Source organism: Citrobacter sp. Igbk 14 (assembly GCF_028069825.1).
GTDB lineage: Bacteria > Pseudomonadota > Gammaproteobacteria > Enterobacterales > Enterobacteriaceae > Citrobacter.
Genome location: NZ_JANEWM010000067.1, coordinates 1 through 23,293, shown reverse-complemented (window position 1 = coordinate 23,293; position 23,293 = coordinate 1). Strand labels below are relative to the sequence as shown.

Sequence of the window (23,293 nt, the reverse complement as noted above, 5' to 3'; positions counted from 1 at the left end):
GCTCTATATGAGTAAAAATAATAAATTTAACGAATTTATATTAAATGAAGCGGTTAAACATGGTGCAAAAGCGATCATTCTGACAGTCGATTCACCTGTTGGTGGATATCGCGAAGACGATATAAAGAATAATTTCCAGTTCCCTCTCGGCTTCGCAAATCTTGAGATGTTTGCGAAGCAGAGTGATGACGGTTCAAAAACAGGCAAAGGTTCTGGTATCAGCGAAATATACGCACAAGCCAAGCAAGCCTTCACTCCGGAAGATATTAAATACGTTCACCAAATCTCCGGTCTGCCAGTCATTGTGAAAGGAATTCAATCGCCGGAAGATGCAGAGGTTGCTATTAAAGCCGGAGCTGCAGCTATCTGGGTTTCTAACCACGGGGGAAGACAACTCGATAGTGGGCCATCCTCATTTGATGTATTGCCCTCTATCGCAAAAGTTGTAAATAAACGCGTGCCAATTATTTTTGATAGTGGTGTACGTCGTGGTTCACATGTATTTAAAGCTATCGCTAGCGGCGCTGATATCGTGGCTATTGGACGTCCTGTCCTGTACGGTCTAAACCTCGGCGGAGCTCAAGGTGTTGCTTCTGTTGTCGAGCAACTCAACAAAGAATTAGTCATCAATATGATGCTCGGTGGAACCAAAGATATCGAACAGGTGAAAAAAACCAAATTGTTGACCTTACGTGATCTGGAAGAATAAGAGCATACTTTGGGTTAACGGCATGAAATATTAGCCCCCTCTATTCCACTCACCAGAGCCATTATTAAAGAATAGATAATAATGCTGAATACCGGCCACTATGGCCGGTATTTTATTTATTCACCATGAAGGAAAAACGCCTTAATATCCAAAGTTCAAGCAGGATCTAATCCTGAACATTAAATTGTGAAACGGTTCGCACGCATATGACAAGCATATTTTCAATATCGTCAAGGTTCAAGTCAGAAAAAATCGTGGTTGCACGTCTTTTCGGGTTTAACCCGTCGAAGTATGCTTTTCCCGACTCTCATCAGATTCAGGATCGCTTTTCGGCAGTTGTATTAATGCCACAATAGTCCCGACAACGGTCACGGCTACAACAATACCTATCCACACCCCGTAAAGCGCATACCCCATAATGAATCCCCCCAGCACTGGCGCGAATATATCCGTAATCGCATTCAAGGCCTGCGCGCTTCCCATTACGAGACCTTGCCGTTCATTAGGGGCATGAACTGACAGGGCGGCTAGATAAGTCGGTTTCGCCAGCGCATCACCAGTACTTATGCAGAGTACCGCAAGAGCAAGTACGGGGATGGTACTGGCAAAACCGGCTATCAGAACGCCACAACAAATAAGCGAGAAAATAAAAATAATCAGATTTCGCTCCGTTGCGTATCTGTTGAGCGAGCCCAGCAGAAATATCTGGACAATCACGTTAATGATACCATCAGCCACAATAATAAAACTCAGTTCCTTTGTACCGAACGCATGACTATTCCAGATAAATGTCTCACCAAGAAAGACGGGCATCTGTGAACTGTACAACCCATATGCAAAGCAATGGCACAGCATCAAAATAATCAGGGTACGGATCACAGGAGACATCAACACAGTACTGAAAGGGACTTTTCTAGTACCGTTAATTACTTTTTGCGGGGGAACCGACGAGGCGTTATTTAGCAGGAGCAATGTAACAACACCTGCTACAAGGGTGAACATCACCGCAGCGTATAATGGTGCGACCAGCGAGTATTCTGATAACAGACCCGCAAGACCGGCACCCAAAATGCCTCCCAACCCTACGCAGCCTGTCAGAATACCAATGGCCTGTCGCCGGTGCGATGGCAATGAATAATCTGCAATGTAAGCCGCTGCAACCGGGATATTTCCAGCCGTGATACCGAACAGCATCCGCGCCAGCATGACAATAATTATACCAGGGGCACTTGCCAACATAAGCAGGCTGACGGTGCCGAGGAACTGGCTCGCAAACAATATCCTTTTGCGTCCAAACCGATCGGATAGTTGGCCCAGCACAGGTGCTGAGGTGAACTGGATCAAGGCTTCAGTGGCCATTATTATCCCCAGAATGAGCGGAGAACCGCCCATATCCCGCACGTAGAAGGGTAACACTGGCAGTACCGCGGCCGTACCTGCGGCATACAGACTGACCATCACAAAAATAGGCAGGCACATACGCCATTCCTGAGTACTCATCTTCTCTGCGGCTATTTTCAGTGAGGGATTAATAGCCATCTCCGGCTCCTCCTGCATCCATGATGAATACCGTACGGCAGCGACTGTCGTCACAGCCCCATGCCCGTTCAAAGTCGGAAAATGGAACTGGGCTGTACGCTATTTGTAGCCCTGCAGGAATGGTTGCGCGCAGGACGTCACTTGCTATATCCATCAGACGTGGCATCGGGACACTGCCGTGACCGCTACCCATAATGTGTATCGCCGAGGACCGCAGAACGGAGCCAGGAAGCGTGATGTCAGGGGCCGAAACAGAACCGACCTGCACAAAGCGTACAGGGGTTGCTTCACGACCGGCTCGGGCAGCCGCCATTAACAGAAACTCAGCGATTGGCCCCCACAGGTAATCAATGACGATATCAATACCATCATGAAAGGCCTGCATAAGCTTAAACTCGTGGGTACTGGCGTTTTCATCAAGCAGAATTATCACGTCCGCACCAAGCATCTCCACTTCCCTGAGGGCACTAGCATTACGACCAGTGGCGATAATTCGACCTGCGCCGAGGTAACGCGCAATCTGAACAGCAAGACGGCCTGACGTACCGGTAGCACCGTTGATGAGAACAGTCTCTCCAACCTTTAGCGCTGCGCGTTCGGTAAGGGCCATCCATGATGACATGCCGGGATTAACGATTGCGGCAGCAGTGATATCATCAACTTCATCAGGCACCTGTACACATAGCGAAGGGTCTGTCACGGTCATATCAGCCATACTGCCATGTGGCGGTCGTGGTAGTGCAAAGTAAACCCGTTGACCATTACTGAGAGAACCAACACCATCGACCCCGGCCACAAAGGGAAATAGATTATCCGAACTGTAGTGCGTACCCGCAGCCCTCGCTCTGACGACGTTGCTTATCGCTGCAGCCTTTACCCGAATAAGCTGTTCGTTTCCTGCGGCAACTGGAATACCCAATCCCCCCAAAACGGGAGCCTTTCCCTCTGCAGTCACTAATGCAGCTCTCATGATTAACTCTCCGTGGGTAATAGGTGGACGCCCATACGGGCCATATATAAGTCGAATTTAGCGGTATGGTCCGTGTGGAAAAATGCGCCAATATACCCGTCCGGACGAATAAGCACGCATTCATCTCTCCTGAGCGTATAGGTGTCGTTAATCTCCCCCCAGGTATCAATGACATCACCACTCAATCCGATATAGTGGATATGCAATCCTGGGCGTGGCCTGATGCTCACACCGGCGACTTTACAGACCAGTAGCGTCCAGTGTGGGCCCCGAAATAACAGAAACAGCCGTGAAGGTTGACCCGCAGCACCGCAGAATCTGGCATCTGGAGCACGGTCTCCCGCTCTCAGTCCCGCTGTACGCTCTGGCAGTTCCTTTGACAGCGGAGATTCTGGGTAGCCAATATCAAGCTGGCGAACATCCCGGCCACGTTGGAATGAACCACGCTGTCGGTGCTCATCAAGCAAGCGGGTCGACAGACACAACATATCTGCAGCAACCTGCCGACGTTCAGTCTCATAACTGTCGAGAAGATCTTCGCGTGCACCCTGCAGTGAAGCGGCCAGCTTCCACGCAAGATTTGAGGCATCCTGCACACTGGTATTAAGCCCCTGCCCGCCGGTTGGTGGATGCACGTGTGCGGCATCACCCGCAAGAAAAACTCTACCGACACGGTAACGTTCGGCGAGGCGCGCGTTCATATGGTAATCTGAGGCCCATGCTACCGACTGCACCAAGATGTTCTGTCGTCCCGTTCGCGTGGCAATTAGCGCAGTCAGCCCCCCGGCTGACAGGTCTGTCTGTGCATCCGGTAAAACAGGAGCCTGTATCTGAAACAGACCGGTACCCGCTAGCGGACATATCGTGAGCATCCGTTGCATATCGCCCTCACCGAACTGATGCCAGACATCCCGGCTGAGCCCGGTTAATACGACATCTGCGACCAGAGCGTGCACGTTCAGTGTTTTTCCTGGGAAATCCACACCCAGGGTCTTCCTCACCAGACTACGACCACCATCCGCACCGACCAGGTAGCAGGCATGAACCGTACTTTCATTCTCATTAGCACAAGACAAACGCGCGGTGACATGGGAGTTGTTTTGCACGAAACCAGTCAGCCTGCAGCCGAATTCCACGTTATGGCCCAGTTCATTAAGTCGTTCACGCAGAATGCGTTCGGTAGTGAACTGCGGAACCATCAGGGGAAGGCTATAAGGCTCTTCTGAGGTCGGACTGACCTGCTCTGCAATATCAGATTCAGTGTAATTGCCGTTATCCCGATAACGGCGCTGGCGTGGGTACAATCCACCGGCCGCTACAACCCGATCCAGGACTCCAATATCTTCAAACATTTCCTGAGTACGGGGCTGAATACCTTTCCCCCGCGACCCAGGAAAAGGAACGGATATTTTATCAATGAGCCTGAATGTGACACCGCGGCGTGCAAGTTCGATGGCCAGTGTCAGGCCACACGCTCCTGCTCCGCAAATCAGTACGTCAATCCTGGAATGGCTTGTCATAAATGCCCCAATATGTGTATTATGCACTTAACAGGAGTCATACTATGTCATCAAATAAAAATGTGCAAGATACACATATTCCCGAACAAATGAAGGTGCTTCACAGTGCCCTGTTGACAATCGTCAGCGTTATGAACCAACCGCGCAATGATGAGAAAATGATCGAAGAGGCGGGGATTAAACTCGATCGCGCGCTCTTTTCTGTGCTTGTGGGGATAGAACGGTTGGGTCCCATAGGGGTAGTAGAACTCGCAGAGCGGACAGGAAGAGATTACACAACGATTAGCCGACAGGTCGCCAGACTGGAAAAACTGGAACTTGTGATCCGCCGGGAAAGCGATGCGGATCGCCGCGTACGTGAGGCGGTAATATCCGCGAAAGGCAAGGCGATGACAGATCTCATTGATGCCGCTCGTGAACGGATGGGCAATGAGGTTTTCAGGGACTGGAGCAGAGATGAAATTGATGTATTTGTGCGCCTCCTTGATAAATTTGCCCGTGCGCTTAACAAATAACCGGTGATATCTCCTGCATATTGTGGAGGCAGTCCTGGCCAAGAGCCTGGTTTTCGAACGGTTTTGTGCAAAGACCGCCACAGACACTGTGGCCACATCAACGATTGTCATTACGCTGATAAAACCAGGTTCTTAATTGCGAATGTATTTCAACAAACTGAGTTTCAATGAGTAAAACTATTGAAAAGCGTTAAGCCGTATCCCTTAGGATTCAGTAAATTGGAATACTTTAAGAAAGGTCATGGAGCGGGCGAAGGGAAATCCCCCCCGCTCCAAAGATCTCGTAATCCCATAGATTTATTAACAAAAATTTGACGCATTGATAGGAGGGTTTTGTAGGGGGAACTACAACTTTCTTGCAATGCCACCCCTCAAAGCGGACAGTTTTCGAGACTCCGGCAAAAGTAATAATTCTTTGAAGATGCAACAGAAATACGATTCAACTCACGCACTTTATGAACATTGATCTTAGTATCTGGAGCATTAGCAAAGAACACATGCTGAGGAGACACTGGAATAAAAGGCGTTAAACCATCACTATCTCCAGGATAGTAATCAGCAGCTAAAAACTCCCCCCTAGCAGCTGTCCATAATCCCCATCTTATTGGTTTCATGAAATGGCTAGCTTTATCGATCATCATTTGTATCTCAATACCTTTAGCGAAGTGATGCGGAAGTTCTCCACCTTCTGCAATAAATATTGCATGCTTACTTTCCACAATCTCTTGCTGATCGATAGTTAACCCCCCTCCTGTAACACCATTAAGTAGTAAATCTTTTTTCTCACCATCTCTTGCAGACCCTCTAAGGCGCCACAAATGGAAATAACGAGTTATAGCGTCATGATTTCTATTTATGATGGTGGTATCAATACTATCGATCACCTCAAAAAATGCGCTTTCTATACTGTTCATATAACCTTTTTCAGCGCGTTGATCCCAAGCTCTTTTTGCACAAAAAAGAGCAGCATCTGGCTTACGCTGCACCCATTGTGAAATTGATTTATCAAAAACGTTCACCAAACCTTTTTCACCGGCAAACTTTTTTATGCAATGAGCTGCGTGGATATGTTGATCAACAACTAATTGATAAGGATTTCTTTTTTGAACTCTTCTGAAATTTGGCTGTGTCATAATGATTTCCCAAGCGCCCATAACCGAAACATAGACGCAGACTCACCGCTAGGTGAAATATTAAGGTCTCTCCTCATCTCGATAAGCAGCAACGACAGTAACTCATCATAACGCTCAAGTGTTCGGCTCGGATTGTTTGACTTTGTCTCGTCCTGAAACCCTTGCAGGGCTTTGATCACTGATGCTGGTGCAACGAGATTGAGGTTATTGCAAGCTAGCGCAAACCGCTTTTGCCCTTGAAAATTATTGCCGCCTTCAAGAATGTCACTCAGACTTGAAACAAGTTCTTTATAGTGATCTAAGCGTTCTTTTCGTAACTCGGCTTCTCGATCACATTTTATTGTGAATCAGTAACCAACAACTGCAACTACTAATGCCGTAGAGGATGGTATTACTGTCGTGACAATTGCAAAAGCCATCAACTCACCCCCGCGATATATCAGTTCTTTTCTCAGATAAACGCCACTGTAACGCCTGCGTAACGCACCTGTATTTTTGATGTTTTATTAACTGTCATAGGAAGAAAGAGGCTGATGACACGAAAAATTATCAGGATTACATGAACACGGTTCATTCATCCAGCCTTAGAATTCTTACCCTTACACCTGACGCTACTTTCTCAGTTTGCCCCATCGCACCGCCGAAACAATACCCCAGTTGCCACTAGGATAGTGCCTGCGCCATTTTGCCGTCTCCATGCTGCGGAGCTTCTGAAAACGTCCCAAAGCGCTTCTGAGCGGTCTTATCACCCACACCAAAGTAACCATCTCTGGAACTCGCCAGGCCGGGGTGAAAACACGAACCATCGCTGCGTATGGAACGAACAGCTCCAGGTCATTATTTTCGGATGAGTCAGGCGCTAACAACTGCCACGACTCAACACTGAGAGCGTAAGCCAGCACCTCAATCGCATCCAGAGACGCATTAGAACCGCCGCGTTCAATGCGGCTCATATAGCTGCGTGCAAACCCACACCGATCAGCAAACGCTTCCTGACTCATTCCGGTAGCAACGCGCAACGCTTTTACCCTCTCGCCAAACTGTATTCTCAGGGATTTTTTCATGCACTGAATGTGCAATATTGACCACTGTAAGGCCTCGCTCTATATGAGACATTTTGAATCTAAAAGTCCTATTTGTGAGCACACTCTCCCCGCAAGAATTTTATATCACCACAATCAATAGATTCAAAAAAACACCAATAGTGACATATTAAATCCACAAAGTGTGATGATCGTCATTGGTTTGGCGTCGCCATCGTTCGCTATCAGACGCGATGCGGTTTGGAAAGTGAGGGAATCATGGCAGGAGCAGACTTTTTATTACCGATGTCAGCGGGAGCCACGCATAGCTGGGCCAGTTATGGTGTGGTAGCCCATCTTGTATCAAAGCAGCACATCGGCACGCGACGCGCAATTGTATAGAGGCTCTGGGCACTCTCTCATTGGTGCTGGGCGAATACCACTTCTCCAGCAAATGCGCGGCAATAGCTCTGGCATTTGCAAGGCGAGTTGTGCGGGTAGAAGCATGAATTTCACGCTGCCCTATCAGGGCGCGATAACGAACCGGAACGGCGATCCGCAGAACATAGATACCGCTTGGACGTCGATAGAGATTATCACGCTGCGCCATCACCTGTATGACCCCTTTGTAGGAGGATCACGAGCGCTGTCACGTATGAATCAGAAAAGGCGGAGGGATGAATACGTTAGGGAGTTTTTGGAGCGGGCGAAGGGAATCGAACCCTCGTATAGAGCTTGGGAAGCTCTCGTTCTACCATTGAACTACGCCCGCGAAGAGGTGCGTGGGCCATTATAGACCTTACGCACCCTCTGACAAGCCCAAACTATGCTAACTGCTGATAAAATAGCCTGTTAGCACTTAGGTTTACTCCCCTGCGGCGGTAAATAACGCAGTGGATCAATCGCCGTTGCGCGATAGCGAATCTGGAAATGCAGGCGTACAGATGCCGCATCAGTGCTACCCATGGTGGCAATTTTCTGCCCGGCCTTCACGCTCTGCCCGTTGTTCACCAGTAGCGTATCATTATGCGCATAAGCGGTAATGTAATCCTCACTGTGTTTAATCATGATGAGGTTGCCATAGCCCCGCAGCTGGTTGCCGACATAAACTACCTTCCCTGCCCCCGCCGCATAAACCGGTGTGCCGCGCGCAGCTGAGATATCAATACCCTTGTTGCCGCCATCCGCCGTTGAATAAGGCAGGATCACTTTTCCGCTGGCAGGCCACAGCCAGCAGCGTTGTCCCACAGGCGGCCAGGATGACTGCGGTACGGAGGACGACGGTCTGACTGCCGCTGTTTTTGTAGAAGATTTTGTGGTGCTCTTGCCGGTAGTCGGGCTGGTTTTCGTGCTACCGCTAAGCTTCAGCCTTTGCCCTACTTCGATGGTATAGGGAGGAGATATGTTGTTGAGACGGGCGAGATCCCTGACGCTGGTACCGGTAGAGCGCGAAATCGCGTACAGCGTATCGCCACGCTTCACGGTATACGTAGAGCCGGAATCAGATGAACTGGAACATCCTGCAACGATCAGGCTGCCTACCAACATTATCAAGATATAAAAGCGTTTACTCATCAGACATTCTGCACTAAACACGAACGTTCACCTCCAAACCAGAGGTAATTATCATACCAGCCAGCCGGACGATCCCCAATCGCTTCGGCTCAACCTGATGTATTAAACGGATATCCCTGTGCAATAATATCCATCAGCGCGGGCAAGTAAGGCATGGACGGTAATTTCACCAGCGCCGGATAAAATATTTGTGGCGAGGGGAATACATCCACCACGTAGCACTGGCTGAGTTTATCCGCGTCGACTTCTGAAGAGGGTAGCAATGTCGCGGCTTCAAGGCCGGACTCCAGCCAGTCGAGGATCACTCCCGGCTGTGTGATATGCATGATCACCCTGGCGTTCACACCAGATTTACGAAACAGATCCATGAGCATTTCGTAAGTCCCTGAATCCTTCGCCCTGTGCAACAACACCAACGGCAGTGCCGCCAGTGATGTGTAGTTATAGGGATTCGATGGTGGACCCGACAGACATTTTTTATTGATAACCGCCACCAGCTTAATCGGGTCAAAAGAAACATAATCAAAACCTTCACTACGATAGGGCCGTTGTATTAGCGCCAGGTCAATTCCACCTTCCGTTAATAACGTTTCAAGATGGCTAGAGTCAGTAACTGAAATATTTATCGTGGTTTCTGGATTACGTCGATGAACCTCCATCAATAACGCTTTAAAATAATTCTGATAGAGATGCGTTAATCCAATTCTTAATTCAGTTCGGTTTTTCTGCGCAATGTCTGCCGTTTCGCGAGCCGTATCCTCAACCTGACGTAATATTTCACAGCCTTTTCGATAGAGGAAAAATCCGGCTTCCGTGGGTTCAATACGGTTTCCGCGGCGCATAAAAAGCGATACCTGAAGTTCTTCCTCCAGTTCCTGAATTCGTTTACTGAGTGGCGGTTGCGCCATGTTCAGCGATTTCGCCGCCTGGCTGACGGAACCTTGCTCCACCACCCGACAAAAATACCGTAAGCGCTTCAAATCCATCATGATCACCTGTAGTTTCATTTATCTCCAGTATCACACTTACCTGGGAAAATAAAAAGCCAGCCCATTACACATCATATTGGTTAATCACTATTTAACACGTCATTAAAATAAACTTTTTTGATCTACTGACTATCCGGTAAACGGTATTTGTTTAAAAGCGCCATGGGAAATATTGTGCCGGCAGCGAAACTTCTTTTCCAAAGGAACATCCCATGGCAAATGCTGATTACAAAACACCCTCAACAGTGCATGATTTACGCTCCGCACTCGAACTTCTTAAAACACTGCCCGGCGAATACGTTGAGACCAATACCGAAGTTGACCCACACGCTGAACTCTCCGGTGTTTATCGCTATGTTGGCGCAGGCGGCACCTGCCAGCGTCCAACACGCAAGAACGGTCCAGTAATGGTCTTCAATAAAATCAAAGGATTTGCAGATATCAGCGTAGCAATTGGCCTGAACGGCTCACGTCAACGTGTCAGTCATTTTCTTCAGTGTGAACCTGAAAAACTGGGGCATCTGCTGAAGGATTCTGTGGAAAACGCAATCGCACCGGTAATAGCCCAGGGGAGTGCCGTATGCCAGAACGTCGTGCATCTGGCGAGCGATGCCGATTTTGACCTGCGTAAATTACTGCCTGCACCAACCAATACCGAAGAGGACGCTGGTCCCTATATCACTATGGGCCTGTGCTATGCCTCGGACCCGGAAACCCACGAATCCGACATCACCATTCACCGTCTGTGCGTACAGAGCCGTGACGAGCTCTCGATGTGGCTGACACCGGGCCGCCATATTGATGCGTTTCGTATGAAAGCAGAGGCTGCCGGACGGCCACTACCGATCTCTATCAGCATCGGGGTGGACCCCGCGATTGAAATTGCCGCCTGTTTTGAACCCCCCACTACCCCACTGGGCTTTAACGAACTGAGCATCGCAGGCGCACTGCGCGGGAAGGCGGTTGAGATGGTTCAGTGTAAAACCATCAACGAAAAAGCCATCGCGCATGCCGAGATCGTGATTGAAGGCGAGCTGCTGCCAAACGCACGTGTACGGGAAGACCAGAACACCAATACCGGTCGTGCTATGCCCGAGTTTCCCGGCTATACCGGCGAAGCCAAAGAGTCTATCCCAGTCATCAAAGTGAAAGCCGTGACACACCGCATCAACCCTATCTGGCGCACCACCGTAGGTCCAGGCGAAGAACACGTCAATATGGCCGGGATCCCTACCGAAGCCAGCATTCTGGATATGGTTGAACGTGCCATGCCGGGAAAACTGCTCAACGTTTTCGCCCACTCTGCAGGCGGCGGTAAGCTGCTGGCAGTTCTGCAGTTTAAAAAATCATCCCCGGCGGATGAAGGCCGTCAACGTCAGGCGGCTTTGCTGGCTTTCTCTGCGTTCCCGGAACTGAAACATGTCATCCTGGTAGATGAAGATGTTGATATTTTCGACAGCGACGACGTGCTATGGGCTATGCAGACCCGCTATCAGGGCGATGTCGATACGATTACGATCCCCGGTGTCCGCTGCCACCCTCTCGATCCGTCACAAGTACCAGAATACAGCCCGAGCATTCTGCAACAAGGGATGTCCTGTAAAACGATTTTCGACTGTACGGTGCCATTCCACCTAAAGCACAACTTCCAGCGTTCTGCATTTAAAGATGTGGATGTGAAGCGCTTCCTGCCGGATTTCGAATAAAGGAGCGCACCATGACAGCACGCATCATCATAGGTATCAGCGGAGCATCCGGATTTCAGTACGGTGTAAAAGCGCTGGAGCTGCTTCGCCCGCTTTCCGTTGAGGTCCATCTGGTTGTCTCGAAAGGCGCAGAAAAAACCTGCGAACTGGAGACGGATTACCGCCTGGATGAAGTTATGGCACTGGCTGACGTGGTGCATCCCATCGCTAATCTTGGGGCAGCTATCTCCAGCGGTTCATTTAAAACGCTGGGTATGCTGATTGCGCCTTGTTCAATGCGCTCACTGGGCGCAATCGCCCACAGCCTGACGGACAACTTGCTCACCCGGGCAGCGGACGTGGTACTGAAAGAGCGACGTCGTCTGGTGCTGCTAGCCAGAGAAACGCCGCTGAACCTCGGTCATATTCGCAACATGGCCGCCGTCACCGAGATGGGGGGAATTATCTTTCCGCCAGTGCCGGCGCTTTACCAGCGTCCGCAAACGGCAGACGACATCATTACTCATAGCGTTAATCGCGCGCTCGATTTGTTTGACCTTGAGATCAACAACATCCCTCGCTGGGGTGAAGGCGAACTACGTTTTAATTAACAGGATATTCTGCAATGCTAATCGGCCCATATGTAAATGGCTCCGCCGTCATAATTGGTGGACTAGTTGGCGCAATGGCGGGCGGTAAGCTCCCCGAACGCGTCAAAACAGCGCTGCCAATGACCTTCGGTCTGTGCTCCGTTGGTTTAGGCATCACCCTGGTGCTAAAAGTAAAATATATGCCCGCCGTGGTCCTCGCCATGGTGATTGGTGCAATTCTTGGTGAGCTACTGCATCTGGAAAAGGGCATTGGCAAAGCCGCTGGCTCCACGCGTGGATTGATCAATAAAGTTCTGCCGCCGGTCAACGGGCTTGGCCATGATGAATTCACCGAGAAATTCGTCGCGATTCTGGTGCTCTTTTGCGCCAGTGGCACCGGCATTTTCGGTGCGATGACCGAAGGTATGAGTGGCGATCCGTCGATTCTGTACATCAAAACGATTCTGGATCTATTTACCGCTGGGATCTTCGCGACGCTGTTAGGTTACGCGGTGATGACCATTGCTATCCCACAAATCATTATCCAGGTCGCGCTGGCGATGCTGGCAGTGGTTATTCTGCCGATGATCACCCCGGACATGATGGCGGATTTTTCCTGTGCTGGCGGATTGCTAATGGTCGCGACCGGATTGCGCATCTGCAACATTAAACTATTTCCGGTCGCCAACATGCTGCCAGGGCTTGTTTTGGTAATGCCTTTGTCCCATTTATGGGCTACCCTAGTGGCCTGAGTACATGACCCGGCGGGTTTGTGCCGGGTTATTTTTTCTTTTCAGGAGTTGTCATGGCCGGGGAACATGTCGTTTTGCTGGATGAGCAAGATATACCTTCAGGTATACTCGAGAAGTATGCCGCCCACACCCACAATACCCCTCTACATCTCGCGTTTTCCTGTTGGATTTTTAACGACCAGGGACAACTGTTGGTTACCCGTCGTTCACTGCACAAAAAAGCCTGGCCGGGTGTCTGGACAAATTCGGTGTGCGGTCATCCACAATCAGGGGAAACAACTGAAGACGCCATTATCCGTCGCGCCCGCTTCGAGTTGGGAGCTGACATTCGCGCACTCACGCCCGTATACACTGATTTTCGCTATTGTGCCGCAGATCCCAGTGGAATTGTGGAAAATGAAGTTTGCCCGGTATATGCCGCACAGCTAATCAGCACGCTACAGCCTAATGCAGAGGAAGTGATGGATTCTCGGTGGAGCAATCTTGAGGATGTGTTATGCGGGATTGACGCTACACCGTGGGCCTTCAGCCCGTGGATGGTAATGCAGGTTTCAGACGATAAGGCACGTAAATTATTGCGCGCATTTTCCAACGGTCATTAATTGCCGGATAACAACGCAAAAGCGTTTTATCCGGCCTACGAATCGTCTCCGCGTAGGCCGGATAAGGCATCAGCCACCATCCGGCAGTTCACATCTTACTTAACCGGACGCATTGCCGGGAACAGGATCACGTCGCGGATGGTGTGACTGTTAGTAAACAGCATAACCATACGGTCGATACCAATACCCAGACCAGCAGTCGGCGGCAGACCATGTTCCAGAGCGGTGACGTAGTCTTCGTCGTAGAACATCGCTTCGTCATCGCCTGCATCTTTAGCGTTAACCTGATCCTGGAAACGCTGTGCCTGATCTTCAGCATCGTTCAGCTCGCTGAAACCGTTACCGATTTCGCGACCGCCAATGAAGAATTCAAAGCGATCGGTGATTTCCGGGTTTTCATCATTACGACGCGCCAGCGGAGAAACCTCTGCCGGATATTCGGTGATGAAGGTCGGCTGAATCAGGTGCGCTTCCGCCACTTCTTCAAAGATCTCCGTCACGATACGGCCCAGACCCCAGCTCTTCTCAACTTTGATGCCGATAGATTCAGCAATCGCTTTCGCTGAGTCGAAGTTGTCCAGATCCGCCATATTGGTTTCCGGACGGTATTTCTGAATCGCTTCGCGCATGGTCAGTTTTTCGAACGGTTTGCCAAAGTCGAAGACTTCTTCACCGTAGGGCACTTCGGTCGTTCCAAGAACGTTCTGTGCCAGAGTACGGAACAACGATTCGGTCAGTTCAATCAGATCTTTGTAGTCCGCATAAGCCATGTAGAGTTCCATCATGGTGAACTCAGGGTTATGGCGAACAGAGATGCCTTCATTACGGAAGTTACGGTTAATTTCGAATACGCGTTCGAAACCACCAACCACCAGACGCTTGAGGTACAGTTCCGGCGCAATACGCAGGTACATGTCCAGATCCAGCGCGTTATGGTGGGTGATGAACGGACGTGCTGCTGCACCGCCGGGGATCACCTGCATCATTGGGGTTTCAACTTCCATAAAGCCGCGGCCCACCATGAACTGACGGATACCCGCCATGATCTGTGAACGCACTTTAAAGGTGTTGCGGGATTCATCGTTAGAGATGAGATCCAGGTAACGCTGGCGGTAACGCGCTTCCTGATCCTGCAGACCATGGAATTTATCCGGCAGTGGACGCAGGGCTTTGGTCAGCAGACGCAGCTCGGTGCAATGGATGGACAGTTCGCCGGTTTTGGTCTTAAACAACTTACCTTTCGCGCCGAGGATATCGCCCAGATCCCATTTTTTGAACTGCTCGTTGTAGACGCCTTCCGGCAGATCGTCGCGCGCAACGTACAGCTGAATACGGCCGCCAACATCCTGCAGCGTAACGAATGATGCTTTACCCATAATACGACGGGTCATCATGCGGCCAGCAACGGATACCTCAATGTTCAGCGCTTCCAGCTCTTCGTTTTCTTTCGCGTCGAAGTCAGCGTGCAGTTGGTCTGAGGTATGATCGCGACGGAAATCGTTCGGGAACGGGATCCCCTGCTCACGCAGGCTAGCCAGCTTCTCACGACGCGTTTTCAGTTCATTGTTAAGGTCGGCTACCGCGTCAGCGCCCTGTGCGTGTTGTTCAGACATGTTGGTTCCTCATAACCCTGCTTTCAAACTTGCTTCGATAAATTGATCCAGGCTGCCATCCAGCACTGCCTGCGTGTTGCGGGTTTCAACCCCGGTACGCAGATCTTTAATGCGGGAGTCATCAAGGACATAAGAACGAATCTGGCTACCCCAGCCGATGTCGGACTTGGTATCTTCCATCGCCTGTTTCTCGGCATTCTTCTTCTGCATTTCCAGTTCATAAAGCTTCGCTTTCATCTGCTTCATGGCCTGGTCTTTGTTCTTGTGCTGGGAACGGTCGTTCTGGCACTGCGTTACAATCCCGGTCGGGATGTGAGTGATACGCACCGCAGATTCCGTACGGTTAACGTGCTGACCGCCCGCACCCGAGGCGCGGTAAACGTCGATACGCAGATCCGCTGGGTTGATATCGATATCGATATCATCGTCAACTTCCGGATAAACAAACGCAGAACTAAACGACGTATGGCGACGGCCGCCGGAATCGAACGGGCTCTTACGTACCAGACGATGTACACCGGTTTCCGTGCGCAACCAACCGTAAGCATATTCTCCAGCGATTCTGATGGTCACGGATTTAATACCCGCCACTTCGCCTTCAGACTCTTCAATAATTTCCGTCTTAAAGCCGCGAGCTTCAGCCCAACGCAGATACATACGCATCAGCATGCTGGCCCAATCCTGCGCTTCGGTACCGCCGGAGCCGGCCTGAATATCAAGATAGCAATCTGCGCTGTCATATTCACCGGAGAACATACGACGGAATTCCAGCTGTGCCAGTTTATCTTCCAGCGTATCGAGTTCTGCTACGGCTTCGTTAAAGGTTTCTTCGTCGTCGGCTTCTACAGCCAGTTCCAGCAGGCCGGAAACATCTTCCAGGCCCTGGCTCATCTGGTCGAGCGTGTCGACAATAGCCTCAAGGGAAGAACGTTCTTTACCCAGCGCCTGTGCGCGTTCGGGTTCGTTCCAGACGTCAGGCTGTTCCAGCTCGGCGTTTACTTCTTCCAGACGCTCTTTCTTAGCATCATAGTCAAAGATACCCCCTAAGAACGTCAGAGCGTTCCGTGAGGTCCTGAATGCGGTTATTTACCGGATTAATTTCAAACATGGTCTGATTTCTTTTATTGAACGAGTCAAAATGCGGTTATAAGAGCGGGATTGTAACCAATTCACGCTCTTTTTTATAGATATAGTGACGCTAAAGTGGCCAGATATTATCGATAATAATTTGCAATGAGCGGTTGCCGCGAAACTCATTAATATCCAGTTTGTAGGCAAGCTGAACTTCGCGAACACCGTTGTCCGGCCAGCATCGGGTGTCGACGTTAAACGCAATACCGTCCAGCAGCGGCCCGCCGCCAACCGGTTCCACCATCACTTTCAGGTGACGCTCACCAACTAGACGTTGCTGGAGCAGGCGAAAATGTCCATCAAACAGCGGCTCCGGGAACATTTGCCCCCACGGACCGGCATCACGCAGCATTTGCGCGACTTCCATAGTCATCTCTGCCGCACTCAGCGGACCATCAGAGACTACCTCACCCTGCAATAAAGCAGGGTCTAGCCATTCTGTTACCAGCTCGCCAAAACGCTGCTGGAAATGCTCGAACTGCGCTTCTTCCAGCGACAGGCCTGCTGCCATCGCATGTCCACCAAACTTGATGATCATGCCGGGATAAAGCGTATCCAGACGCTCCAGCACATCACGCATATGCAGTCCTTGGATCGAACGTCCGGAACCTTTTAAGGTGCCATCCCCCGCAGGAGCAAAAGCGATTACCGGACGATGGAAACGCTCTTTAATACGCGATGCCAGAATGCCGACCACCCCCTGGTGCCATTCGGGATGATACATCGCCAGGCCCCCCGGGAGAGTGTCACTACTGCGCTCCAGTTTTTCACACAGGGTCAGAGCTTCTGCCTGCATCCCCTGTTCAATCTCTTTTCGCGTCTGGTTGAGTGCATCCAGCTCATTGGCCAGCATACGCGCCTCACCAATGTTATCGCACAGCAACAGCGCAACACCGACGGACATATCATCCAGACGACCTGCCGCGTTCAGCCGAGGGCCAAGCGCAAAACCTAAATCACTGGCGGCCAGTTTAAGCGGGTCGCGATTGGAAATCTCCAGTAGCGCCTTAATGCCAGGGCGGCACTTTCCCGCACGAATTCTGCTTAAACCTTGCCACGTCAGGATACGGTTATTGGCATCCAGCGGCACCACGTCCGCTACTGTGCCCAAAGCAACCAGATCAAGCAAATCGGCCAGATTAGGCGGTGCGATACCACGTTCATCAAACCAGCCTTTGTCACGCAGGAAGGTGCGCAGCGCCAACATCAGGTAGAAGGCTACCCCCACGCCTGCCAGCGATTTCGACGGAAATTCACAGTCGTGCAGGTTAGGATTGATGATTGCTTCCGCGCCCGGCAGCGTATCACCGGGTAGGTGGTGATCCGTCACCACCACCGGAATATTCAGCGTTCTGGCATGCTCAATCCCCGCATGAGAAGAGATGCCGTTATCCACAGTAACGATCAGTTGAGCGCCCCGGGCATGCGCCTGATCCACGACTTCCGGGCTTAAGCCATATCCGTCTTCAAAACGGTTGGGCACCAGGTAGTCAACATTACTACAGCCCAACGCACGCATCGCCAGGATGCTCAGTGCCGTGCTGGTCGCACCATCGGCATCGAAATCCCCCACCACAATGATGCGGGTTCCTTCGCGAAAGGCGTTATAGAGGATCTCAACCGCTTTTTCGACGCCACTCAAATGCTGCCACGGCAACATCCCTTTCACGCTGCGTTCAAGCTCCTGCGCACTACGCACGCCACGACTGGCGTACAAACGACGCAACAAGGGAGGTAAATCCGCAGGCAGTTCGGCAGTCTCGTCGGCCTCACGCCGACGGAGTTGTATCTGTTGTTTCACGCGAATTATTTACCGCTGGTCTGTTTTTCGTGTGCGTCGAGGAATTCTTTCATCTCTTTCGGCCCCTGATAGCCCGGAACAACATAGCCGTTGCTCAGGACAATCGCCGGTGTACCACTGACGCCAAACTGCACGCCCAGTGCGTAGTGATTCGCGATATCTACATCACAGGTCGCCGCTTTCACGCCCTTACCCGCCATCGCATCGTCAAAGGCTTTGTTTTTGTCTTTTGCACACCAGATTGACTTCATGTCCTGCTCGGCCTGGCTTTCCAGCCCCTGTCGAGGGAAGGCCAGATAACGGACTGTGATGCCCAGCGCGTTGTAGTCTTTCATTTCTTCATGCAACTTGTGGCAGTAGCCACAAGTGATGTCGGTGAAAACGGTGATAACGTGTTTTTCCTGCGGCGCCTTGTAGACGATCATCTCTTTTTCCAGCGCATTCAGATGCTTCATCAGCAGTTGGTTAGTGACATTCACCGGGCTTGCGCCACTTACGTCATACATCGGCCCCTGAATAATATGCTTGCCGTCTTCAGTAACGTACAGCACACCGCTATTGGTCAGTACGGTTTTCATGCCCGCAACCGGAGCAGGTTGAATTTCGGTGCTCTGCACGCCCAGCTTCGCTAATGACTGGCGAATAGCCGCATCGTCTGCATGCACCATGCCTGAAAACGCAGTAGCCAGCAGGGTGAGCATCATAAAACGTTTCTTCATAACCTATCCTTTACTGTCAGCACTCACGCTCGTGGGTGATGCTGTTGATGTAGTTGACGCAAGCGCTCCGTTGCGACATGTGTATAAATCTGTGTAGTCGAGAGATCGCTATGCCCCAGCAGCATCTGCACCACGCGCAGGTCAGCGCCGTGATTGAGCAGATGCGTGGCAAAAGCATGCCGCAATACGTGCGGCGACAGTTTCTCGCTGTCGATCCCTGCTAACACAGCATAGTGTTTAATACGATGCCAGAAAGTCTGACGGGTCATCTGCTGCGCACGCTGGCTGGGAAACAGTACGTCAATCGATACGCCGTTGAGCAACCATGGACGACCGTGTTCCAGGTATGTTTCCAGCCAGTACACGGCTTCTTCGCCCAGCGGCACAAGTCGCTCTTTGTTGCCTTTACCAATTACCCGCACAACGCCCTGGCGCAGACTAATATCGCTCATCGTCAGCCCCACCAGCTCTGATACGCGCAACCCCGTGGCGTACAAAACCTCCAGCATCGCTTTGTCGCGTAGCTCAAGCGGTTGGTCAATAAGCGGGGCCTGCAGCAGCCGTTCTACCTGCGCTTCGCTAAGATCTTTTGGCAAACGCTGCGGAAGTTTAGGTGAAGCAAGCGAGGCGCTTGGATCGTCTTCGCGAAATTTTTCGCCATAAAGATGCTGAAAAACACGCCGCATGGCACTGAGCAAACGTGCTGAACTGGTGGCTTTATACCCGCCATCCATTCGCTCAGCCAGCAATGCCTGCAAATCATCGCTCTGCGCGGTCGCCAGTGAAATGCCACGATGGTGCAACCATTCAACAAGCATTGTCAGATCGCGACGATACGCACTTAACGTGTTCTCCGCCAGATTTCGCTCCAGCCACAGGGCATCAAGAAATTGCTCAATGCGTGCCAGATCTTGTTCCACTCGCGCCCCTTAATTCACTCTCATTTTTGATGCATTATGCCTCATTGTGCCGAGATTGCGGCGATTCTGTTACACTAGCCGCAACGCTACAGCAGAATTGAGATGTTTACGTCATGAACATGGGTCTTTTTTACGGTTCCAGCACGTGCTACACCGAAATGGCAGCAGAAAAAATCCGCGATATCCTTGGTCCCGAACTGGTGACACTGCACAATCTCAAGGATGATTCCCCCGCCCTAATGGAGCAGTATGACGTGCTCATTTTGGGTATTCCAACCTGGGATTTCGGTGAAATTCAGGAAGACTGGGAAGCGGTCTGGGAGCAGCTGGACAACCTCAACCTGGAAGGCAAGATTGTCGCGCTTTACGGCATGGGTGATCAACTGGGGTACGGTGAGTGGTTCCTTGATGCTCTGGGTATGCTGCATGATAAACTGGTCACCAAAGGTGTTAAGTTTGTCGGTTACTGGCCAACAGAAGGTTATGAATTCACCAGCGATAAACCCGTGATTGCCGATGGGCAGCTGTTTGTCGGTTTAGCTCTGGATGAAACTAACCAATACGACCTCAGCGATGAACGTATCCAGACCTGGTGTGAGCAAATTCTCGGTGAAATGGCCGAACACTGGTCCTGAAAACCGTGTTGCCGGATGACGGCGTGAATGCCTTCTCCGGCCTACATAGCGCACTAAACTGTAGCTGCTCGCCATCGGTCATTCGCCGGCGTTAACCCTGCTTCGCCTGTTGCAGCATTAACCGCCGCAAATCCCGCCACTCTGTGTCATCCATGCTGTCCGCTGCCAGCCACAAATGCTGACGTTTTCCTGCATCTGAACGCAAACGCAGCATCATGCCCGTTTTAATCATCCAGGGTGCACAAACGATAGACCACTCCTGCCCCTGCCAGCGCAGGCGACCGTCCATTAACAGTCTAATCTCTCCCTGACAAGCGTTAATGCGACGCTGACTGCGTACGCTATCAAACACCACCAGAGAGAGCAGCACCAGCCATAATGGGGTGTAGCTCAATGGCCAGGGCATCAATAAAATGAATACCGCAACCAGCCCATGAATGAGCAGAGAGAGCCACTGTGCGCGCCATGAAACGCGTAAATCAGATTGCCACTGGACCACGTTCCCGATTCCGTGTCTGGATGAGTCGCACCATCTGCTCCAACTGCTCATCAGCCGGTTTCCCATGATTCATCAACCAGTTAAATAAGTCTGGATCATCGCATTCCAGCAGACGGATAAAGATGCGTTTTTCTTCGTCACTTAAGTTGTCATACTCATGTTCGAAAAACGGCATGATAGAGATGTCCAGTTCACGCATACCGCGGCGGCATGCCCAATGAATACGTGCTTTGTTGTTAATATCCATGTTCTTTTCCCTGTCTCGCGAAAACGAAGTATCCGGCTATTGTAACGTGTTTTTCACGCTCTTTTACGGGAATATCAGTAAACGGAAGCGCGATCGCTAAATAAAACCACATTAAGTCAAAGGGTTCACTTTTTTTGGATGTCTCCTCGCAAAGCTTAATATAAGGCACAAACAGGATGTTTAAACCGCTTGCAATAGCCCATAGCTCTTTTACCATTAGTCATTATTACCGCGTTAAGCAAATCAGGACATTATTATGGCTTTTACATCGTTTCCTCCTCGCCAGCCGTTTGCGTCGGCACGTTTGCCTCTGACGCTAATGACGCTCGACGATTGGGCTCTCGCCACCATTACCGGTGTCGACAGTGAAAAATACATCCAGGGTCAGGTCACCGCAGATGTCAGCCAGATGACCGAACAGCAACACCTGCTGGCAGCTCACTGCGACGCCAAAGGCAAAATGTGGAGCAACCTGCGTCTCTTCCGTCAGGCTGATGGCTTTGCCTGGCTTGAACGCCGTAGCCTGCGTGATGCCCAATTAACCGAACTGAAAAAATACGCCGTCTTCTCGAAGGTCGTGATTGCCCCGGATGATGAGCGCGTCCTGCTGGGTGTAGCGGGCTTCCAGGCGCGAGCGGCGCTGGCCAACCTCTTTAGCGAACTGCCAACCAGCGATAAGCAGGTCGTTACCCACGGCGCTTCCACCCTGCTGTGGTTCGAGCATCCGTCTGAACGCTTCCTGCTGATCGTTGATGTCGCAACCGCTGAGATGATTGCAGAGAAACTGCGCGGCGAAGCAGAATTGAATAACAGCCAGCAATGGCTGGCGCTGGATATCGAAGCGGGTATCCCGGTGATCGACACCGCCAACAGCGGTCAGTTTATTCCACAGGCCACTAACCTTCAGGCTCTGGGTGGTATTAGCTTCAAAAAAGGCTGTTACACCGGCCAGGAAATGGTTGCCCGCGCAAAATTCCGCGGCGCCAATAAACGCGCAATGTGGACCCTGGCGGGTACTGCCAGCCGGGTACCAGAAGCGGGTGAAGATCTGGAACTAAAAATGGGTGAGAACTGGCGTCGTACCGGTACCGTTCTTGCTGCCGTGCAACTGGCCGATGGTCAGGTGTTAGTACAGGTCGTGATGAATAACGATATGGAAGCAGACAGCGTGTTCCGCGTGCGTGATGATGCGAAAACGCTGCATATTGTGCCGCTGCCGTATTCGTTAAACGAAGAGTAATTAGTAGGCCTGATAAGCGCAGCGCCATCAGGCAATTCAGGGCATGCCGCCGGATGGCGGCGTTGCCTTATCCGGCCAACAAAACATATCCAGGGCGAGGCGTTTACGCCGACCCTGGGGTTGCACTGGATCTATGCGTGTTACCCAACATACAAATAAATCGCCAGAAAGTGACAAACACTGCCACCCAGCACAAACCCATGCCAGATAGCATGGTTGTAAGGAATACGTTTGCAGACGTAGAAAATCACGCCCAGCGAATACACAACGCCCCCCACAGCCAATAACGTCACACCGCCTGCGGCCAGTTTAATCGCCAGTTGATACACCACAATCAACGATAACCACCCCATCGTCAGATAGGTCACCAGCGACAAAACCTTAAAGCGGTGAGCAATAGTCAGTTTGAATAAAATACCAAGCAGCGCCAGACTCCAGATAACGATCATCAATCCACGCGCCAGCGGCGAATCCAGTCCCACCAGCAGAAACGGCGTGTAAGTCCCGGCAATCAGCAGATAAATAGCGCAGTGGTCGAATTTTTTCAGCCAGATTTTCGCTTTCTGATGAGGGATGGCGTGATACAAGGTTGAAGCAAGGAATAGCAGGATCATGCTGCCGCCATACAGGCTATAGCTGGTAATCGCCATAGCACTGGCATTGGTATCCACTGCCTGAACCAGCAACAGCACCAGTCCGACAATCCCAAACACCAGCCCGATACCGTGACTGATACTATTGGCTATTTCCTCAGCCAGCGAATATCCCTGCGCGATTAATGGCTTCTGAACCATACGTTACTCCGGTAAAACGAACACTTTCGTGATTGCGTCTCTAGCGTAACTGAGAATGGTTCCAGTGAACACCTGTTAGCTAAAATATTTATC

General features: G+C 50.9%; 22 protein-coding genes, 1 tRNA gene and 2 pseudogenes. 8 read left to right on the top strand and 17 right to left on the bottom strand.

Annotated features, from left to right (window positions below; all coding sequences use genetic code 11):
• The coding region (locus tag NNN64_RS19950) for an alpha-hydroxy-acid oxidizing protein (protein ID WP_271442500.1) at positions 1–709 on the top strand (709 nt) is incomplete at its 5' end.
• Between the two features lie 276 nt (positions 710–985).
• On the opposite strand, the gene NNN64_RS19945 is transcribed toward NNN64_RS19950, so the two are convergent.
• The 3 genes from NNN64_RS19945 to NNN64_RS19935 are packed head-to-tail and all read right to left on the bottom strand — an operon-like array spanning position 986 to position 4,738.
• Positions 986–2,248, bottom strand: coding sequence for an MFS transporter (locus tag NNN64_RS19945; protein ID WP_271442499.1), 1,263 nt, complete (start codon positions 2,246–2,248; stop codon positions 986–988).
• Complete coding sequence (locus tag NNN64_RS19940; protein WP_271442498.1) at positions 2,238–3,218, bottom strand: quinone oxidoreductase family protein; 981 nt, start codon at positions 3,216–3,218, stop codon at positions 2,238–2,240. Before NNN64_RS19940 ends, NNN64_RS19945 begins: the two co-directional genes overlap by 11 nt.
• Positions 3,219–3,220: 2 nt before the next feature.
• Entirely contained in the window at positions 3,221–4,738 is a 1,518-nt protein-coding gene (locus NNN64_RS19935; RefSeq protein WP_271442497.1) for an FAD-dependent oxidoreductase, read from the bottom strand.
• A 44-nt stretch (positions 4,739–4,782) separates the two neighbouring features.
• Here NNN64_RS19935 and NNN64_RS19930 point away from each other — a divergent pair, with 44 nt between their 5' ends.
• Positions 4,783–5,253 (top strand): MarR family winged helix-turn-helix transcriptional regulator, encoded by a 471-nt coding sequence (locus NNN64_RS19930; protein WP_271442496.1) that lies wholly within the window; start codon positions 4,783–4,785, stop codon positions 5,251–5,253.
• Between the two features lie 371 nt (positions 5,254–5,624).
• Here the strand turns inward: NNN64_RS19930 and NNN64_RS19925 are convergent, their stop codons facing one another.
• The 6 genes and pseudogenes from NNN64_RS19925 to NNN64_RS19900 all read right to left on the bottom strand — a co-directional run bounded on the left by NNN64_RS19925 (position 5,625) and on the right by NNN64_RS19900 (position 9,969).
• On the bottom strand, positions 5,625–6,386 hold the full coding sequence (locus NNN64_RS19925; protein ID WP_271442495.1) for a hypothetical protein: 762 nt from the start codon (positions 6,384–6,386) through the stop codon (positions 5,625–5,627).
• A gap of 611 nt (positions 6,387–6,997) precedes the next feature.
• Positions 6,998–7,450, bottom strand: a pseudogene (locus NNN64_RS19920) (helix-turn-helix domain-containing protein).
• A gap of 397 nt (positions 7,451–7,847) precedes the next feature.
• A pseudogene (locus tag NNN64_RS19915) lies at positions 7,848–8,018 on the bottom strand (DUF6538 domain-containing protein); the annotation flags it as partial.
• An 88-nt stretch (positions 8,019–8,106) separates the two neighbouring features.
• Positions 8,107–8,180 (bottom strand) — tRNA-Gly (locus NNN64_RS19910).
• Between the two features lie 80 nt (positions 8,181–8,260).
• Positions 8,261–8,983: an amidase activator ActS gene (gene actS / locus NNN64_RS19905; RefSeq protein ID WP_271442494.1), complete on the bottom strand. Its 723-nt coding sequence runs from the start codon at positions 8,981–8,983 to the stop codon at positions 8,261–8,263.
• 89 nt (positions 8,984–9,072) lie between these two features.
• Complete coding sequence (locus NNN64_RS19900; RefSeq protein ID WP_271442501.1) at positions 9,073–9,969, bottom strand: LysR family transcriptional regulator; 897 nt, start codon at positions 9,967–9,969, stop codon at positions 9,073–9,075.
• A gap of 215 nt (positions 9,970–10,184) precedes the next feature.
• On the opposite strand from NNN64_RS19900, the gene NNN64_RS19895 reads away from it, so the two are divergent.
• Genes NNN64_RS19895 through idi form a run of 4 tightly spaced genes read left to right on the top strand, consistent with a single transcriptional unit; the run spans position 10,185 to position 13,601 of the window.
• Complete coding sequence (locus tag NNN64_RS19895; protein WP_271442493.1) at positions 10,185–11,678, top strand: UbiD family decarboxylase; 1,494 nt, start codon at positions 10,185–10,187, stop codon at positions 11,676–11,678.
• 11 nt (positions 11,679–11,689) lie between these two features.
• Positions 11,690–12,268 carry a UbiX family flavin prenyltransferase gene (locus tag NNN64_RS19890; protein ID WP_271442492.1) on the top strand — a complete coding sequence of 193 codons (579 nt, stop codon included), beginning with the start codon at positions 11,690–11,692 and terminating at the stop codon, positions 12,266–12,268.
• Between the two features lie 14 nt (positions 12,269–12,282).
• Positions 12,283–12,999 carry a DUF554 domain-containing protein gene (locus tag NNN64_RS19885; protein ID WP_271442491.1) on the top strand — a complete coding sequence of 239 codons (717 nt, stop codon included), beginning with the start codon at positions 12,283–12,285 and terminating at the stop codon, positions 12,997–12,999.
• Positions 13,000–13,052: 53 nt separating this feature from the next.
• Entirely contained in the window at positions 13,053–13,601 is a 549-nt protein-coding gene (gene idi, locus NNN64_RS19880; RefSeq protein WP_271442490.1) for an isopentenyl-diphosphate Delta-isomerase, read from the top strand.
• Positions 13,602–13,696: 95 nt separating this feature from the next.
• On the opposite strand, the gene lysS is transcribed toward idi, so the two are convergent.
• The 5 genes from lysS to xerD all read right to left on the bottom strand — a co-directional run bounded on the left by lysS (position 13,697) and on the right by xerD (position 19,785).
• Positions 13,697–15,214, bottom strand: a complete 1,518-nt coding sequence (gene lysS, locus NNN64_RS19875) for a lysine--tRNA ligase (protein WP_115642921.1) — start codon at positions 15,212–15,214, stop codon at positions 13,697–13,699.
• A 9-nt stretch (positions 15,215–15,223) separates the two neighbouring features.
• Positions 15,224–16,322 (bottom strand): peptide chain release factor 2 gene (gene prfB / locus NNN64_RS19870; protein ID WP_096878465.1). Its coding sequence is split into 2 segments (ribosomal slippage): positions 15,224–16,246 and positions 16,248–16,322, totalling 1,098 coding nucleotides; the frame shifts between segments, so codons are not numbered across the junction.
• A 90-nt stretch (positions 16,323–16,412) separates the two neighbouring features.
• On the bottom strand, positions 16,413–18,146 hold the full coding sequence (gene recJ / locus NNN64_RS19865) for a single-stranded-DNA-specific exonuclease RecJ (RefSeq protein WP_271442489.1): 1,734 nt from the start codon (positions 18,144–18,146) through the stop codon (positions 16,413–16,415).
• Between the two features lie 5 nt (positions 18,147–18,151).
• On the bottom strand, positions 18,152–18,865 hold the full coding sequence (gene dsbC, locus NNN64_RS19860) for a bifunctional protein-disulfide isomerase/oxidoreductase DsbC (RefSeq protein WP_101742745.1): 714 nt from the start codon (positions 18,863–18,865) through the stop codon (positions 18,152–18,154).
• 23 nt (positions 18,866–18,888) lie between these two features.
• Positions 18,889–19,785, bottom strand: coding sequence for a site-specific tyrosine recombinase XerD (gene xerD, locus NNN64_RS19855; protein ID WP_271442488.1), 897 nt, complete (start codon positions 19,783–19,785; stop codon positions 18,889–18,891).
• A gap of 113 nt (positions 19,786–19,898) precedes the next feature.
• On the opposite strand from xerD, the gene fldB reads away from it, so the two are divergent.
• Positions 19,899–20,420, top strand: coding sequence for a flavodoxin FldB (gene fldB / locus NNN64_RS19850; protein WP_271442487.1), 522 nt, complete (start codon positions 19,899–19,901; stop codon positions 20,418–20,420).
• A 91-nt stretch (positions 20,421–20,511) separates the two neighbouring features.
• Here the strand turns inward: fldB and NNN64_RS19845 are convergent, their stop codons facing one another.
• Both NNN64_RS19845 and sdhE read right to left on the bottom strand, forming a co-directional pair.
• Positions 20,512–20,919, bottom strand: a complete 408-nt coding sequence (locus NNN64_RS19845) for a protein YgfX (protein WP_271442486.1) — start codon at positions 20,917–20,919, stop codon at positions 20,512–20,514.
• Positions 20,900–21,166, bottom strand: coding sequence for an FAD assembly factor SdhE (gene sdhE, locus NNN64_RS19840; RefSeq protein ID WP_005123351.1), 267 nt, complete (start codon positions 21,164–21,166; stop codon positions 20,900–20,902). The genes NNN64_RS19845 and sdhE overlap by 20 nt, the downstream gene beginning before the upstream one ends.
• A 256-nt stretch (positions 21,167–21,422) precedes the next feature.
• On the opposite strand from sdhE, the gene ygfZ reads away from it, so the two are divergent.
• Complete coding sequence (gene ygfZ, locus NNN64_RS19835; protein WP_271442485.1) at positions 21,423–22,406, top strand: tRNA-modifying protein YgfZ; 984 nt, start codon at positions 21,423–21,425, stop codon at positions 22,404–22,406.
• A 140-nt stretch (positions 22,407–22,546) separates the two neighbouring features.
• On the opposite strand, the gene trhA is transcribed toward ygfZ, so the two are convergent.
• Entirely contained in the window at positions 22,547–23,200 is a 654-nt protein-coding gene (gene trhA / locus NNN64_RS19830) for a PAQR family membrane homeostasis protein TrhA (protein ID WP_271442484.1), read from the bottom strand.
• Between the last annotated feature and the right edge of the window lie 93 nt (positions 23,201–23,293).